The sequence below is a fragment of the Streptomyces sp. NPDC050564 genome (genome assembly GCF_044457265.1).
Taxonomy (GTDB): Bacteria; Actinomycetota; Actinomycetes; order Streptomycetales; family Streptomycetaceae; genus Streptomyces.
This window is the reverse complement of sequence record NZ_JBITGS010000024.1, coordinates 18,189-33,468: the sequence shown is the minus strand read 5'-3', so window position 1 is coordinate 33,468 and position 15,280 is coordinate 18,189. Positions and strand designations below refer to the sequence as shown.

General features: G+C 71.0%; 12 protein-coding genes. 3 read left to right on the top strand and 9 right to left on the bottom strand.

Annotation, left to right across the window (positions count from 1 at the left end; all coding sequences use genetic code 11):
* Together ACIBK0_RS32720 and ACIBK0_RS32715 are read right to left on the bottom strand one after the other, a co-directional pair.
* A complete protein-coding gene (locus tag ACIBK0_RS32720) occupies positions 1-879 on the bottom strand; it encodes an alpha/beta fold hydrolase (protein WP_399087856.1) in 879 nt (292 codons plus the stop codon).
* An 823-nt stretch (positions 880-1,702) separates the two neighbouring features.
* Positions 1,703-2,395 (bottom strand): metal-dependent transcriptional regulator, encoded by a 693-nt coding sequence (locus ACIBK0_RS32715; RefSeq protein ID WP_189186237.1) that lies wholly within the window; start codon positions 2,393-2,395, stop codon positions 1,703-1,705.
* Between the two features lie 296 nt (positions 2,396-2,691).
* Between ACIBK0_RS32715 and ACIBK0_RS32710 the strand changes: the two genes are divergently transcribed.
* A complete protein-coding gene (locus ACIBK0_RS32710; RefSeq protein ID WP_399087854.1) occupies positions 2,692-3,447 on the top strand; it encodes an SIS domain-containing protein in 756 nt (251 codons plus the stop codon).
* A gap of 211 nt (positions 3,448-3,658) precedes the next feature.
* Here ACIBK0_RS32710 and ACIBK0_RS32705 read toward each other — a convergent pair whose 3' ends face one another.
* On the bottom strand, positions 3,659-5,041 hold the full coding sequence (locus ACIBK0_RS32705) for a PAS domain-containing protein (protein WP_399087852.1): 1,383 nt from the start codon (positions 5,039-5,041) through the stop codon (positions 3,659-3,661).
* Between the two features lie 781 nt (positions 5,042-5,822).
* Between ACIBK0_RS32705 and ACIBK0_RS32700 the strand changes: the two genes are divergently transcribed.
* Positions 5,823-6,866, top strand: a complete 1,044-nt coding sequence (locus ACIBK0_RS32700) for an isopenicillin N synthase family dioxygenase (protein WP_399087850.1) — start codon at positions 5,823-5,825, stop codon at positions 6,864-6,866.
* A 130-nt stretch (positions 6,867-6,996) separates the two neighbouring features.
* Here ACIBK0_RS32700 and ACIBK0_RS32695 read toward each other — a convergent pair whose 3' ends face one another.
* Positions 6,997-8,097 (bottom strand): citrate synthase 2, encoded by a 1,101-nt coding sequence (locus ACIBK0_RS32695; protein ID WP_399087848.1) that lies wholly within the window; start codon positions 8,095-8,097, stop codon positions 6,997-6,999.
* 487 nt (positions 8,098-8,584) lie between these two features.
* Between ACIBK0_RS32695 and pdxH the strand changes: the two genes are divergently transcribed.
* Positions 8,585-9,223: a pyridoxamine 5'-phosphate oxidase gene (pdxH, locus tag ACIBK0_RS32690; protein ID WP_399088085.1), complete on the top strand. Its 639-nt coding sequence runs from the start codon at positions 8,585-8,587 to the stop codon at positions 9,221-9,223.
* Positions 9,224-9,233: 10 nt separating this feature from the next.
* Here the strand turns inward: pdxH and ACIBK0_RS32685 are convergent, their stop codons facing one another.
* From ACIBK0_RS32685 to ACIBK0_RS32665, 5 genes are all read right to left on the bottom strand, one after another.
* The gene (locus ACIBK0_RS32685; protein WP_399087846.1) at positions 9,234-9,851 is read right to left on the bottom strand and encodes a TetR/AcrR family transcriptional regulator; all 618 of its coding nucleotides are present in this window, start codon (positions 9,849-9,851) and stop codon (positions 9,234-9,236) included.
* Complete coding sequence (locus ACIBK0_RS32680) at positions 9,839-10,573, bottom strand: enoyl-CoA hydratase family protein (RefSeq protein ID WP_399087844.1); 735 nt, start codon at positions 10,571-10,573, stop codon at positions 9,839-9,841. The genes ACIBK0_RS32685 and ACIBK0_RS32680 overlap by 13 nt, the downstream gene beginning before the upstream one ends.
* Complete coding sequence (locus ACIBK0_RS32675) at positions 10,570-12,135, bottom strand: 4-coumarate--CoA ligase family protein (protein ID WP_399087842.1); 1,566 nt, start codon at positions 12,133-12,135, stop codon at positions 10,570-10,572. The genes ACIBK0_RS32680 and ACIBK0_RS32675 overlap by 4 nt, the downstream gene beginning before the upstream one ends.
* Before the next feature lie 30 nt (positions 12,136-12,165).
* Entirely contained in the window at positions 12,166-13,326 is a 1,161-nt protein-coding gene (locus ACIBK0_RS32670; protein WP_399087840.1) for an acyl-CoA dehydrogenase family protein, read from the bottom strand.
* A 107-nt stretch (positions 13,327-13,433) separates the two neighbouring features.
* On the bottom strand, positions 13,434-15,272 hold the full coding sequence (locus ACIBK0_RS32665) for an acetyl/propionyl/methylcrotonyl-CoA carboxylase subunit alpha (RefSeq protein WP_399087838.1): 1,839 nt from the start codon (positions 15,270-15,272) through the stop codon (positions 13,434-13,436).
* Positions 15,273-15,280: the final 8 nt, after the last annotated feature.

Sequence of the window (15,280 nt, the reverse complement as noted above, 5' to 3'; positions counted from 1 at the left end):
TCAGCTCCCGGTGAGGACCCCGTCCAGAAACGGCTCGATCGCCGCGCGCCAAGCCTCCGGCTGGTCATAGTGCACAAGGTGCCCCGCCTCGGCCACCTCCGCATACTGCCCGTACGGCAGCACCCGGACCATCTCCTGCGCCTCGGCTCGCCCCAGCTCCCCGTCCAGCCCCCGCACGACGAGCGCGGGACAGCGCACCTGCGCCAGCTCCTCCCAGTGCGCGTCGTACACCCACGTCTGCCGGGACTTGAGCATCTGATCGGGCTCGAAGACCGGACGCCACCCGTCCGGGGACTCGTGCATCACCTCGGCGTAGAACTCCCCTCGGGACGGATTCGGCCGCTCCACCCAGGGGTCGTCCTCGCCGAACCACTTCCGTACGTCGGCGAGCGTGGCGAAGGGCACCGGCCAGGCCTTGAACCAGTCCTCCCACTCACGCTGCGACGCGGCCCCTAACGCCGACGCCCGCATGTCACAGATGATCAGCCCGTGTACGAGATCGGGCCGCTTCGCGGCGAGCTGCCAGGCGGTCAGCGCACCCATGGCGTGGCCGATGAGAACGGCGGGGGCGAGGCCGAGCTGCTCGAGCGCGGCCTCGGCGTCCTCGACGTACGCCTCGCGGGTGTACTCCGCCTGAGGCGCCTTGTCGCTCTGGCCGTGGCCGCGCTGGTCGAGGGCGACGGCACGATGTCGCTCGGAGAGCCAGCGGGCGGTGGACGCCCAGTGCGAGGCGCGGCCCATCAGGCCGTGCAGCAACAGCACTCCGGGGGCTCCCGAGGCCTCGCCGGCCCTGGAGGGATCCGCCTTCGGAGGATCGGCGAACTCCCACGCAGCGAGGCGTACGCCGCCCGCTCCCGTCACGTCGATGCGCCCCACCATCGGTAATGGCACCCCCCTAGCTCGCTCGGACCGGCTCGCTCCCGCTCGAACCGGCCGGTCCACTCGTACCGCTTCCTACCGCTGTCGTACCGCTGCTCCTGCTACCGGTGCTGCTCTACGTGTACCCCTACTGCACCGCCACGCTATCGAATGGGATTTCGAAAATGGCCTTCCTGGCTGCAACACCCCTCATTCGAGTGACCATGGTCGGGGATTGATCGCCGCCGTCGAGGGGAGATCTTCAGCGGGAGGCGGACCGCTCGGGGAAAAACGGTCCGAGGGGAATGACCCTGAGAGCTCGGGGCTCCGGGTCAGCACAGGGGAGGACAGGCCCCGGCGCCATCTGGCGCCGGGGCCCTCTCCACATCTGCGGCACATCCTCCCCGCCCCCTCCCCGACCGCGCACCATCGCTCCCGGACACGGTCAAGAGCCCTCAGGTCATATGCCTCACGCGACAGCCTCGCACGCAAATGGTCCCGGCGCTGCGATTCGGCACACTGAATCTTGGTTTCGGTGAGGTCGCGGAAGCATCACAACTGCCTCTGGCGTCACGGGAGTTGACATGCCCAGAGCCATGTGGACGAGCGGGCGCGGCGGGCGCCCGGAGTCATGTGGGCGAGCTTGCGCGGCGGGCGCTCGGAGCCGGCGTGAAGGTCGGTGGCGTGCGCCCGGGTGCCGACCGCGGGGACGGCGGATGCCGTCCCCCACGGCCGGCGCCCGGGAGCTGCCCCTCGCGGGTACCGGTGCCGGGTGCCGATCACACGCGGATCGGCACCCAGCGATGATCAGGTGCCGGCGCCCGGCGCTCCCTCTCCGCCGACGCTAGCGCTTGGCGACGAACACATGGGAGGCAACGTCCGCCTCCAGCTCCGCGGCCTCGCCGCCGCTGCCCACCAGGACCCCGCCCGCCGACTCGGTCACGCTCACCACGGAGCCGGGCTGCACGCCCGCCCGCCGCAGCGTGTACATCAGCTGAGCGTCCGTCTGGATCGGCTCACCGATACGCCGTACGACCACGGTCTTGCCGTCGTGCCCCGGGTCGAGCTCGGCCAGCGACACCATGCCCTCGTCCAGGAACGGGTCGGCGCCGTCCTTCTCGCCCAGCTCCTCCAGGCCCGGGATCGGATTCCCGTACGGCGACTCGGTCGGGTGGCGCAGCAGCTCGAGGACCCGCCGCTCGACGGCCTCGCTCATCACGTGCTCCCAGCGACACGCCTCGGCGTGCACCTGCTCCCACTCCAGGCCGATCACGTCGACGAGCAGGCACTCCGCGAGGCGGTGCTTGCGCATGACACGCGTGGCCAGCCGCCGCCCCTCCTCGGTGAGCTCCAGGTGCCGGTCGCTGGCGACCGCCACCAGGCCGTCGCGCTCCATCCGCGCCACCGTCTGGCTGACCGTCGGGCCGCTCTGGTCGAGCCGCTCCGCGATCCGGGCGCGCATGGGGACAACGCCTTCCTCCTCCAGCTCGAGGATGGTGCGGAGATACATCTCCGTGGTGTCGATCAATCCGGACATTCGTGCCCCTCGATTAGCTCTGCCGGAGACTCGATGGCTCACCGGCGTGTGCGCTGGCCCTGAACCCAATTCTGACGCATACCACTGACAACCGTGCCTCGCCGTGGCAACCACGCGCTGACGAGTGCCTGTGCGGCTGTACGGGTGCGGGGCTCGGCCGGGGCGGATGTGGCGCGGCGCCCCGAGCCCAGTGTCGCCCCCGCGGGCCGTATTGACAGGGCACTGGTCCAGACCGCAACGTGATCCGCGACACGATGCCCACCCGACGCGGACGAGACTTCTAAGGGGCTTCGCCGATGAGCGACAGCAAGCTGGCCGGGCAGTTCTTCGACGCCGCGATCGGCCTGCTGCAGCGGGTCCGGGACGAGGACGCCGGGGAGATCGCGGCGGCGGGGACCCTGATCGCCGACACCGTCGCCGACGGCGGACGGCTCTTCGCCTTCGGCGCCGGACACTCCTCGCTCGCCGCGCAGGACATCGTCTACCGCGCGGGCGGCCTCGCCCTGATGAATCTGCTGGCCGTACCGGGCGTCGTCGGCGTCGACGTCATGCCCGCGACGCTCGGCTCCGCCCTGGAGCGCGTCGACGGCCTCGCGAGCGCCGTCCTGGACTCCAGCCCGGTCCGCTCCGGCGACGTACTCGTGATCATCTCGCTCTCCGGCCGCAATGCGCTCCCCGTCGAGATGGCCATGAACGCCCGCGCGCTGGGGGTGAAGGTCATCGGCGTCACCTCGGTCGCCTACGCCTCCGAGACGAGGTCCCGGCATGTCTCGGGGACGTATCTGAAGGACCACTGCGACATCGTCCTCGACTCGAGGATCGCGGTCGGCGACGCGGAACTCACTCTCGACGCGATCGAGGCCCCCTTCGCCCCCGCCTCCACCGTCGTCACCACGGCCCTCCTCCAGGCCGTCATGGCCACGGCCGCCGGCGCCCTCGCCGACCGCGGCATCGAGCCACCCCTCCTCCGCTCGGGCAACGTGGACGGCGGCCACGAGTGGAACAGCCGCGTGATGACGGAATACGGGGACCGGATCTTCTACCGCCACTGAGAGGCACTTCGGCCGTCCTGGCTGCGGGCAGACGTAAGACCGGGACGGCAGCCTCTCCTCGGCGGTCATGGCCGTGGGCCATCGCGCCGCTGGGACGGCACGGGTGGATATCGGGTGGGTACAGCGCCCCTGTCAGCACCCGGTGAGCGCGCCCGCCCCGAGCCCGGCTCCCGCGGCCGGGCAACCGCATCGCGCGAGCCCGGGCGCCGCCCTACCCGAGTCCCAGCACACCCTCCAGGTCCAGCGCCATGGCAATCCGTACGGCCACGTCCTCCGCGTACGTCGCGTCCGTCCGCTCGAACTGACTGCGCCCCGCCCCTCGCAGAAACGTCACGACCCCCAGCGTCCGCCCCCGGCTCCGCAGCACCGCGCACAGCGCATGCACCGAGTCCGGCGGCCACTGGCGCGCCACGGCCCACTCGCGCGCCTGCTCGGCGGCCGCGGCACCCGCGCTGGCCCGTACGGACCCGGCACGCTCCACGCACTGCAGGGCGGGATGGCCCTCCGCGTACCGGACGGGCAGCCCCGCCTTCCCGGTGAGCAGACTCGGCCCCGGCGCGCCGGAGGGCGTGGCGGCGGCCCGTACGAGCCGCACGGGCCCCTCGCCGTCCCAGGACGAACCTCCCGCCACGCGGTCGATCAGCGCGTGGTCGGCGAAACCGGCGAGCGCGAAGTCGAGGTGGACGGTGGCGACCTCCGCCGGGTCCTCGCACTCGGCAGCGGCCCGCGCCGCCCGGTGCAGCTGATTGGCCCGGAACCGCAGCAGCGCCGCCTCCTGCTCGGTCTGCTTGGCCTCGGTGACGTCCTGGAAGAGCCACCCGACCCCCAGCGGTACGGGCTCCTCCGCGAGCGGCGAGGCGAGCCGCAGAAACCCACTGCGCCAGCAGCGCCGCTTCTCGCCCTCCGTCGTCCGCACACTCACCCACATCTCGGCGGGCGCGGGCGGCGCGCCCTCCGCGAGCACATGCGTGAGCGCGCTCTCCAGTTCCTCCACGCCCTGCGAGAGCAGGTCGCCGAGGGGCCGCCCGAGCACCGACGTACGCCCGGTCCCCAGAGCTCGCGCCGCATGCGCGTTGACGACGGCGGGTCGCAGATCGGCGTCGACGAGCACCACGCCCCAGCTGGCGTCCTCGAACAACGCCTCGCTCAGCGCGATGGACCGCTCGAGATCGATCTGCGCGTGCACCTCGCTGAAGGCGCAGTACACCCCGGCGGGCTTCCCGTCCGGGCCCGGCACGGCGGCGGACTGCGTCCGTACGAGCACCCGCCCCCCGTCCTTGGTCAGCAGGGCGAATTCATGCACCTGCCGCCCAGGGGACTGCATGGCGGACAGCAACCGCCCCTCGACCTCCTCGGCGTCCGCGGTCCGCACGGCCCACCCGGCGAACCCCTGTCGTCCCACGGCCTCGGCCGCGGTCCACCCAAGAATCCGCTCAGCTTCTCGATTCCAGTGGGTCACGACCCCCTCGGCATCGAAGGCACAGAGCGCCGCGTCCATCCCGTCCAACAGCGCGGCAAGCAGATCCGAACCATCCCGCTCGGGCTCGTCCGGCCCCAGCTCATCGGTGGTCCCACTACGCCGGGAAGCACTCACCTGGACCCCCTGCAGGCTGCGTCCGCACGTACGGCGCGACAGTTCGCTCACTGGTAATCATTCAACTCGAACGTGACCCAGCCCACACCTCGTTCCCCAAAGATTGGACGAAATCGTTGTACGCCGGAATTCCACCCCGCCCGCCCCATGAAGCACGGGTCCACCGCCGGTGGAGCGCGGTGGCGGCGAGAGCGGCCTGAGCTGGGCATGTTGAAGTGGCCTGCTCAGTGGGCTGGAGGAGCGCTTGCCGTCAACATCTCGGAAAACCCCTTGAAGTGCCCGGACCAGGTTCCTAGGGTGATTGTTACTTCGGAGAGGAGGTGGTTCGGCAGATGTATGAATACCGGACGGAAGAGGTGGCTGCGGGCTAGCGGCCCGTCACCACATTCAGTGCGGTGCCGGACCAGCGCGTGACATGTGCGTGCAGCCGGCCCCAATCCCAAGCAGTCACCCGACCCGCGAGCTCGCCGGTACGTCCGGCCGGCTCCCCCGCCGTGAGGCGGGGGGACCCGAGCTCGCGGGTCGTCTGCGTTTCAGGTGTGGTGTGAGGTGGGGCACAGGTGCATCGGCCGCCCCGCAGTACTCTGGGGCCATGCTTCCGATGCTCGTTCGACGCCGTCACGTGGACTACGTGCGCGTCACGAGCATGGGCTGTCGGCGTTCTGCCTGACCCAGCCCCTTTGTGCGCTTCTCGCGCCGTTTCTCTCTTCCACCTTGGCACCCGCGGCCCCGCCCCACCCTCGGCGGCTGCCCGGGCCCCGTACACCTGCGGACGCGACTCATGACGACGAACACGTCTTCTCGGCACCAGCAGCAACACCAGTACCAGCAGCTTCCGATCATTGATCTCTCCGCGGCCGACCGCGGCCCCCAGGCCCGTGCGCTGCTGCACGCGCAGTTGCACAGCGCCGCGCACGACGTGGGGTTCTTCCAGCTCGTCGGGCATGGGGTGACAGAGGCCGAGACCGGCGCTCTGCTTCAGGCCATGCATCGGTTCTTCGCGCTTCCCGAAGTCGATCGGCTGGCCATCGACAACCTGAACTCGCCGCATTTCCGGGGGTACACGCGTACGGGCGACGAGCGGACGGGAGGGAGCCGGGACTGGCGGGACCAGCTGGACATAGGGGCCGAGCGGGCTGCTCGGACACCGGGTCCGGGTGAGCCCGCGTACTGGTGGCTGGAGGGGCCGAACCAGTGGCCGGATGCCCTGCCGGAGCTGCGGGTCGCCGCACTGGCCTGGATCGACCGGCTCAGTGCCGTCGCGGCGCGGCTGCTGCGTGAGCTGCTCGTCGCCATCGGTGCGCCCGGCGACTTCTACGAGCCGGTCTTCGGGGAGCGGGCTCATCCGCATCTGAAGCTGGTGCGGTATCCGGGGAGTGCGAGTGACGGAGGCGATCAGGGGGTCGGCGCGCACAAGGACTACGGGTTTCTGACGCTGCTGCTGCAGGACCAGGTGGGCGGGCTCCAGGTGCAGCGGGAGGACGGGCTGTTCCATGATGTGCCGCCGCTGCCGGGAGCCTTCGTCGTCAATCTCGGTGAGCTGCTGGAAGTGGCCACCAACGGGTATCTGATCGCCACCAATCATCGGGTGGTCAGTCCGGCTGGAGCCACCGAGCGGTTCTCCGTGCCGTTCTTCTACAACCCGCGGCTCGACGCGCGGGTCGAGCCGTTGCCGTTCCCGCACGCGGCCACCGCGCCCGGGGTGACGACGGATCCGGCGAATCCGCTCTTCGCCGAGTACGGCAGGAATGAGCTGAAGGGCAAGCTGCGGGCACATCCGCTGGTCGCCGCCCGTCATCACGCGGAGCTGCTCACGCCCGCGTGATGACCGGCGTACGACGAGGACCCTGCTCCTCGGTGCGACCTGATTCCCGGTGCGCCGGTACTGGTTCCCGGTGCGCCGGTACTTGGTTCCCGGTGCGCCGGTACGGCCTGGTTCCCGGTGCGACCGGTTCTCAGTGCGCGATGTCCTCGTAGCCGTCGATTTCCTGGGGGCTGCGCGAGCCGGGGCCCACGTAGCGCGCGGAGGGGCGTACGAGCCGGCCCGTGCGCTTCTGTTCCAGGATGTGCGCCGACCAGCCCGCGGTGCGGGCGCAGGTGAACATCGAGGTGAACATGTGGGCCGGAACCTCGGCGAAGTCGAGGACGATGGCGGCCCAGAACTCGACGTTCGTCGCCAGGACGCGGTCCGGGCGACGGGCGTGGAGTTCGGCGAGGGCGGCCTGCTCCAGGGCTTCGGCGATCTCGAAGCGGGGCGCCCCGAGGTCGCGGGCGGTGCGGCGCAGGACCCGCGCGCGCGGGTCCTCGGCGCGGTAGACGCGGTGGCCGAAGCCCATGAGGCGTTCGCCCTTGTCGAGGGCCTGCTTGACGTAGGCCTCGGCGTCTCCGGTGCGCTCGATCTCCTCGATCATGCCGAGGACGCGGGACGGCGCGCCGCCGTGCAGCGGGCCCGACATGGCCCCTACGGCGCCCGAGAGCGCCGCGGCGACATCCGCGCCCGTCGACGCGATGACGCGCGCCGTGAACGTCGAGGCGTTCATGCCGTGCTCCGCCGCGGAGGTCCAGTAGGCGTCCACGGCCGCCACGTGCTTGGGGTCCGGCTCTCCGCGCCAGCGGATCATGAACCGCTCCACGACGGACTGCGCCTTGTCGATCTCGTGCTGCGGGACCATGGGCAGGCCCTGGCCGCGGGCGGACTGGGCGACGTACGAGAGGGCCATGACGGCGGCGCGGGCGAGGTCCTCGCGGGCCTGCTGCTCGTCGATGTCGAGGAGGGGTTTGAGGCCCCAGACGGGTGCCAGCATGGCGAGCGCCGACTGGACGTCGACGCGGATGTCGCCGGAGTGGACGGGGATGGGGAACGGTTCGGCGGGCGGCAGGCCGGGTTTGAAGGCGCCGTCGACGAGCAGCCCCCAGACGTTGCCGAAGGAGACGTGGCCGACCAGATCCTCGATGTCGACGCCTCGGTACCGGAGTGCGCCGCCCTCCTTATCCGGTTCGGCGATCTCCGTCTCGAACGCGATGACTCCCTCGAGCCCGGGTACGAAGTCGGACATCAGGCGGCTCCTCGTGATGTGTGCGACAGATGGTGTTGTGGGGTGTGCGTGGCGTACATGCTGCTTGTGGTGTACGTGGTGTTCGCGACCATGTGTCAGGCGTGGGTGGCGGTCGATGTCGTTCGTCCGCCGGTCCGGTTCCACGGTCGTTCCCGAAAACTCTCGAAGACTCTCCGGAGCCTTTCGAAGGGTCCTCGCCGACTCGCGGTCCGAAGCGGTCACCCCGGTGATGCCCCGTGCGGCTGGCGGTCATCCCAACCGGAACGGCAGCAGCACGATATCCCCGAGTGCCACCTTTGGGGAGAGTGTGCGGCACTGAGTGCCACGCAGTGATGCAGCACACGCCCACCGGAGGCGGGGGCGCATACGGCAGGATGACCGCGTGAACGACCGCTTCCCGGATGAATCCGCCGCCGAGCCCATCGTCCAGCGCGCAGCCGAGGCCGCCGACGCCGACGCCGAAGAACTCGCCGCCGACCCCGCCGCGATGCGCGCGCACTACCGCGCCGAGGGTCTGGACGAGGCGGACCTCGCCCCGCACCCGATGGACCAGTTCGCCCGCTGGTTCGAGCAGGCGGCGCAGGCCGCGGTGCACGGTTTCGTGCACGAGCCGAACGCGATGGTCGTCTCCACGGCGGACGCCGAGGGCCGCCCCAGTTCGCGCACGGTGCTGCTGAAGCAGTACGACGAGCAGGGCTTCGTCTTCTACACCAACTACGACTCCCGCAAGGCCCGCGAGCTGGCCGCCAACCCGTACATCTCGCTGCTCTTCCCGTGGCATCCGCTGGCCCGCCAGGTCATCGTCACCGGCACGGCGCGGCGTACCGGCCGCGACGAGACCGCCGCGTACTTCCGCACCCGCCCGCACGGCTCCCAGCTCGGCGCCTGGGCCAGCGCCCAGTCCTCCGTCATCCGCTCTCGCACCGAACTGGACGTCTCCTACGCGGAGTTGAGCGCCCGCTACCCGGAGGGCGAGCAGGTCCCGGTCCCGCCGCACTGGGGCGGTTTCCGTATCGCCCCGCAAGCGGTCGAGTTCTGGCAGGGCCGCGAGAACCGCCTGCACGACCGGCTGCGGTACGTGGCGGAGCCGGACGGCAGCTGGCGGGTGGAGCGGCTCAGTCCCTGAGGCCGACGCCTCAGCCGAGCGCCTCCTCCATCAGCGAACCCCATTGCTCCACCACCCGCTCCCGGCGCCCCGCGTCGTCCGTGAGGAGGTTGGCCAGGCCCAGGCCCCGGGCCATGTCCAGCAGGCCCTGGACGGTCTCGCGCACGCCGGGTCGGGATTCGTCGGCGCCCAGGAGGTCGACCGCGATGCGGTGGGTCTCGCGGCCGACGCGGGCCTCCAGTTCGGTGACCCTCGGGCGGAGTTGGTCCTCGTTGGAGGCGGCGACCCAGAGGTGCAGGGCGGCGCGGAAGAGGGGGCCGGTGTAGAGGTCGACGAGGGCGGCGACGACGGCTCGGCGGTCGACGGCACCGTCGGGGAAGAGGGCGCGCAGGGCGGTGGAGCGTTCCTCGGCGACGTACTCGACCGCCGCCGTGAAGAGGTCCTCGCGGGTCGGGAAGTGGTGCTGGGCAGCGCCCCGGGAGACGCCGGCGCGTTCGGCGACGACGGAGACCGTGGAGCCCGCCCAGCCGTGTTCGGCGAGGCAGGCCACAGCGGCTGCCAGGAGCCGCTGCCGGGTGGCCCGGCTGCGGTCCTGCTTGGGAACATGCGGAAGACGCGTGGCCTGCTCCGTCGTGCTCACACCACCCATGCGGGATCCCGTCGTTCGAGGAAGGCTGTCATCCCTTCGCGGGCCTGCGCGGAGGAGAACAGCCGGGCCGAGAGCGCGGTCAGTTCGGCCGCGTCCCGGTCGAAGGTCTCCAGCACCTTAGCCGTGAGCAGCTCTTTCGTCTCGGCGAGGCCCTGGGGGGACGCTCGGCGCAGGCCGTCGAGGAGGGGGGCGAGCACCTCGTCGACGTCGTCGCCGGTCACCGTGAGGAGTCCGGTGCGGACCGCCTCGGCGGCGTCGAAGCGCTCGCCGGTGAGGTAGTAGCGGGCGAGGGCTCGGGGGTCGGTGCGGGGCAGCAGCGGGAGGGAGATCACGGCGGGTGCGACGCCGATGCGTACCTCGGTGAAGGCGAAGGTGGCGTCCGTGGAGGCGGCCGCGATGTCGCAGGCGCCCAGCAGGCCGAGGCCGCCCGCCCGTACATGTCCGGTCACCCGGGCCAGCACGGGTTTGCGCAGCTCGACGATCTGCCGCAACAGTCCGACGAGGGCGTCCGGGTGCGGCGGGTCGCGCAGGTCGGCGCCCGCACAGAACGTGTTCCCGGTGTGGGTCAGGACGACCGCGCGTACGTCGCCGTCCTTGCCGCACCTGGTGAGCGCGTCCGCCAGTTCGCCGACGAGGACGGCCGAGAGGGCGTTGCGGTTGGCGGGCGAGTCGAGGGTGAGGGTGGTGACGGCGCGGTCGCGTGCCGTGTGCACAACGGTCATGAGCGGCCCCGCAGTTCGCGTCGCAGGATCTTCCCGGAGGCCGCCCGCGGGACGCCTTCGACGAAGGTGACGAGACGGACCCTCTTGTACGGGGCGACGCGTTCGGCGACGTACATCATGATCTCTCCTTCGGCGAGGTCGGTCGCGGACGGCTGACGCACCACGTAGGCGTGGGGGACTTCGTTGTGGTCCTCGTTGTAGGTGCCTATGACGGCCGCGTCGGCGATGCCGGGGTGGGTGAGCAGCAGCGCCTCGAGTTCGGCGGGGGCGACCTGGAAACCCTTGTACTTGATGAGTTCCTTGACGCGGTCGACGACGAACAGCCAGCCCTCGGCGTCCACGTGACCGACGTCTCCGGTGTGCAGCCAGCCGTCGGGGTCGATCATCGCCGCGGTGGCGTCGGGGCGGCCCAGGTAGCCCTTCATGACCTGAGGGCCGCGGATGGCGATCTCTCCGGCCTCACCGACGCCCAGCTCCTTGTCGGGGTCGTCGAGGGAGACGATGCGCATCTCGGTGCCGGCGATGAGCCTGCCGACCGTCCCGGGGGGCGCGTCCGGGGTGTTCAGGGGCACCAGATGGGTGCAGGGCGAGAGTTCCGTCATGCCGTAGCCCTGGCCGATGGGCGGCAGCCCGAGCCGCTGCGAGCAGGCCTGCGCCAGTTTCGCGTCCAGGGGCGCGGCGGAGGAAATGACGTGCTCGAGGGACGACAGGTCGTACTGGGCGACCGCCGGATGCTTGGCGAGGGCGAGGACGATCGGCGGGGCCACGAACAGCACGTTGATGCGGTGCTTCTCGATGGCCGCGAGGAACGTGTCCAGCTCGAAGCGGGGCAGTACGACGACGGTGGCGCCCTGCCGCAGGGGAGCGTTCATCAGGGCCGTCAGCCCGTAGATGTGGAAGAACGGCAGCACGGCGAGGATGCGGTCGCCGGGGCCCAGCGGCATGGACGGCACGAGCTGCGCCAGGTTGGTGGCTATGGACCGGTGGGTGAGCATCACGCCCTTGGGGATGCCGGTCGTCCCGGAGGAGTACGGGAGGGCGGCGACGTCGGCCACGGGGTCGATGTCGATCCGCGGTTCGGGCGCGGTGGTGGCGAGCAGGTCGATCAGCGAGCGGTGCCCGGGCGCCTGGTCGCAGACGAAGATCTCCCGTATGCCGCCCGCGAGTTCGGCTGCCGCGCGGGCGGTATCCAGGAGGGGCGACACGGTGACGATCCAGGCGGCCGCGCTGTCGCGCAACTGCTTGGCGAATTCCTCGGGCGTGGCGAGCGGGTGCACGGTCGTGACCGACGCCCCCGCGCGCGTGGCGGCGTAGAACGCCGTCGGAAAGGCGATGGTGTTCGGACTGTGCAGGGCGAGCACATCGCCCTTGCGGACGCCCGCGTCGGCGAACGAGGCGGCCAGCAGCCGGTGGAAGCGGTCCAGTTGTTCGTACGTGAGCGTGGTTCCGTCGACACCGTCGACGAGCGCGGGCGCAGCGCCGCGCTCGGCGGCACGGCCTAGGACGGCGTCGTGGATGGGTTCCTCGACGGCCGGGACGTCTGCGTACTGGCTGCGGAACACGGTTCCTCCTAGAGCGGCTCAAGTGGCTCGCTAGTACGACTTGGGAAGGCCCAGGGTCTGGTGGGAGACGTAGTTGAGAATCATCTCCCTGCTGACCGGTGCGATACGAGACACGCGCGACGCCGTAATCAGTGAGGCGAGGCCGAATTCGCGGGTGAGGCCATTGCCGCCGAGGGTGTGCACGGCCTGGTCGACGGCCTTCACACAGGCTTCGGCGGCCGCGTACTTGGCCATGTTGGCGGCCTCTCCGGCGGCGACGTCGTCCCCGGAGTCGTACAGGAACGCCGCCTTCTGCATCATCAGGCGGGCGAGTTCGAGCTCGATGTGGGACTGCGCCAGGGGGTGCGCGATCGCCTGGTGGGCGCCGATGGGCGCCTTCCAGACGGTGCGTTCGCGCGCGTACTCGACGGCCCTGGAGAGCGCGTAGCGGCCCATGCCGATCGCGAACGCCGCCGTCATCACCCGCTCCGGGTTGAGCCCGGCGAAGAGCTGGAGCAGGCCGGCGTCCTCGTCGCCGACGAGCGCGTCGGCGGGCAGCCGTACGTCGTCCAGGGTCAGCTCGAACTGCTTCTCCGCGCCCTGGAGCTCCATGTCGATGCGACGCCGCCCGAAGCCCTCGGCATCGCGCGGGACGATGAACAGACACGGCTTGAGGCGGCCCGTCCGCGCGTCCTCGGTACGTCCCACGATGAGCGTGGCGTCGGCGATGTCGACGCCGGAGATGAACACCTTGCGGCCGGTGAGGACCCAGGTGTCGCCGTCGCGGCGCGCCGTGGTGGTGATCCGGTGGGAGTTGGAGCCCGCGTCGGGTTCGGTGATGCCGAAGGCCATGGTGCGGGTGCCGTCGCTCAGGGGCGGCAGCCACTCCCGCTTCTGCGCCTCGGTGCCGAAGCGGGCGATCACCGTGCCGCAGATCGCCGGGGACACGACCATCATCAACAGCGGGCAGCCCGCCGCTCCCAACTCCTCCAGCACGATGGAGAGTTCGGCTATGCCGCCACCCCCGCCGCCGTACGCCTCGGGCAGGTTGACGCCGAGGTAGCCGAGCTTGGCCGCCTCGGACCAGAGTTCGTCCGGGTGGGCCCCCTCGGCGACGACCTTGGTGAGGTATGCGCGGCCGTAGCGCCTGCCGAGGGCGGCCACGGCCGAGCGGAGGGCCTTGTGCTCTTCGGTTTCGACGAGATTGGTCATGGGGGCTCCTCAGGGAGAGGGGGTTCGGCCGTCTGGAGGATGCGGGTCTTGGGTGGCTTGGCGCGCTCACGCGGCGGAGCCGCATATTCGATGCGGCCCCGCGTCTCTCAGGTCTGCTGTACGACCGCCAGCAAGGCGCCGACCTCCACCTGCTGGCCGGGTGCGGCGTACAGAGCGCTGAGCGTCCCTGTGACCGGCGCGGAGATCTTGTGCTCCATCTTCATCGCCTCCAGCCACAGCAGGGGCTCTCCGGCCCGTACAGCGGCTCCTGCGGCCAGCCCCTCCGACACCCGGACCACGGTGCCGGGCATCGGTGCGAGCAGTGAGCCGGGGGCGCGCTCCGCGGCCGGATCGGGGAAGCGGGGCAGGGCGGTGACGGCGGTCGCGTTCACGAAGACCTGGTCGTCGTAGCGTGCGACCTCGAACTTCCTTCGTACGCCGCCCACTTCGAGTACGACGAGAGCGGCGTCGGCGTGCACCACGCGCACCCCGTCGGCGGTCAGGCCCTCGCGGGTGTGCCGGTAGTGGACTTCGTGTTCGGTGCCCGCCATCAGGTAGCGCTTGGTCTGGGGCTGCGAGGGCAGGTTCCGCCAGCCGCCGAACCCGGAGCGCCCGTGGGCGTCCGCGAGGGCGGCGGCCAGAGGGACGTACGGGTCGGGGGCGGGTGTCGTCAGATCGGCGAGGTGGCGCTCGTAGAAGCCCGTGTCCATCCGGGCCGCGGTGAACTCCTCGTGCCGCAGCGACCGTACGAGCAGGTCCCTGTTGGTGACCGGGCCGTGGATCGTCGCCCTCTCCAGGGCGCCCGACAGCCGGCGGAGGGCTTCCGCGCGCGTCGGGGCGTGGGCGACGGCCTTGGCGAGCATCGGATCGTAGTGGATGCCGATGGGGTCGCCGTCGGTGTAGCCGGTGTCGAGGCGGACGCCGTCCGGGACGGTGAGGCGGTGCAGGGTGCCGGTCTGCGGGGCCCACGCGCCGGCCGGGTCCTCCGCGTAGAGGCGGGCCTCGACCGCGTGGCCACGCGCGCGTGGAGGGTCGTTGTCCAGCGCCGCGCCCTCGGCGACCTGGATCTGCAGTGCCACGAGGTCGATGCCGAAGACGGCTTCCGTGACCGGGTGTTCGACCTGGAGGCGGGTGTTCATCTCCAGGAAGTGGGCCTTACCGTTCGCGACCAGGAACTCGACCGTTCCGGCGCCCACGTAGTCGACCGCGCGGGCGGCGCGTACGGACAGGTCGTACAACGTCTGGGTGAGGTCGCCCAGCCCCGGTGCGGGAGCCTCCTCGATGACCTTCTGGTGACGCCTTTGGAGGGAGCAGTCGCGGGTGCCGAGTGCCCACACCGTGCCGTGCGTGTCGGCGAGGATCTGCACCTCGACGTGCCGGCCGCCCTCCACATAGGGCTCGACGAAGACCTCCCCGTCGCCGAAGGCCCCGAGCGCCTCGGCACGGGCGGCCGTCAACTCGGCGTCCAGCTGGGCCAGTTCCCTGACCACACGCATACCGCGCCCGCCACCGCCAGCGGCCGCCTTCACCAGCACGGGGAGGTCGTCGGCCGTCACCTGCGACAGGGCTTCGATCCCCATCAGCTTCTTGGCCCGCGTCTTCGAGGCCATCGCCTCGATCGCCTCGGGCGGCGGACCGATCCAGACGAGGCCCGCCTCGAGGACGGCCCGTGCGAAGTCGGCGTTCTCGGACAGGAAGCCGTACCCGGGGTGCACGGCGTCCGCGCCGGCGCTCAGGGCCGCCTTCACGATCAGGTCGCCGCGCAGATACGTCTCCGAGGGCGCCGCCCCCGGCAGCCGTACCGCCGTATCGGCCACGCGCGTGTGGAGGGCGTTCTCGTCGGCGTCCGAATGCACGGCGACGGTTCGGATTCCCCCCTCACGGCAGGTGCGGAAGACACGGCACGCGATCTCGCCGCGGTTCGCGACGAGCACAGAAGTGATCACTGGATCCC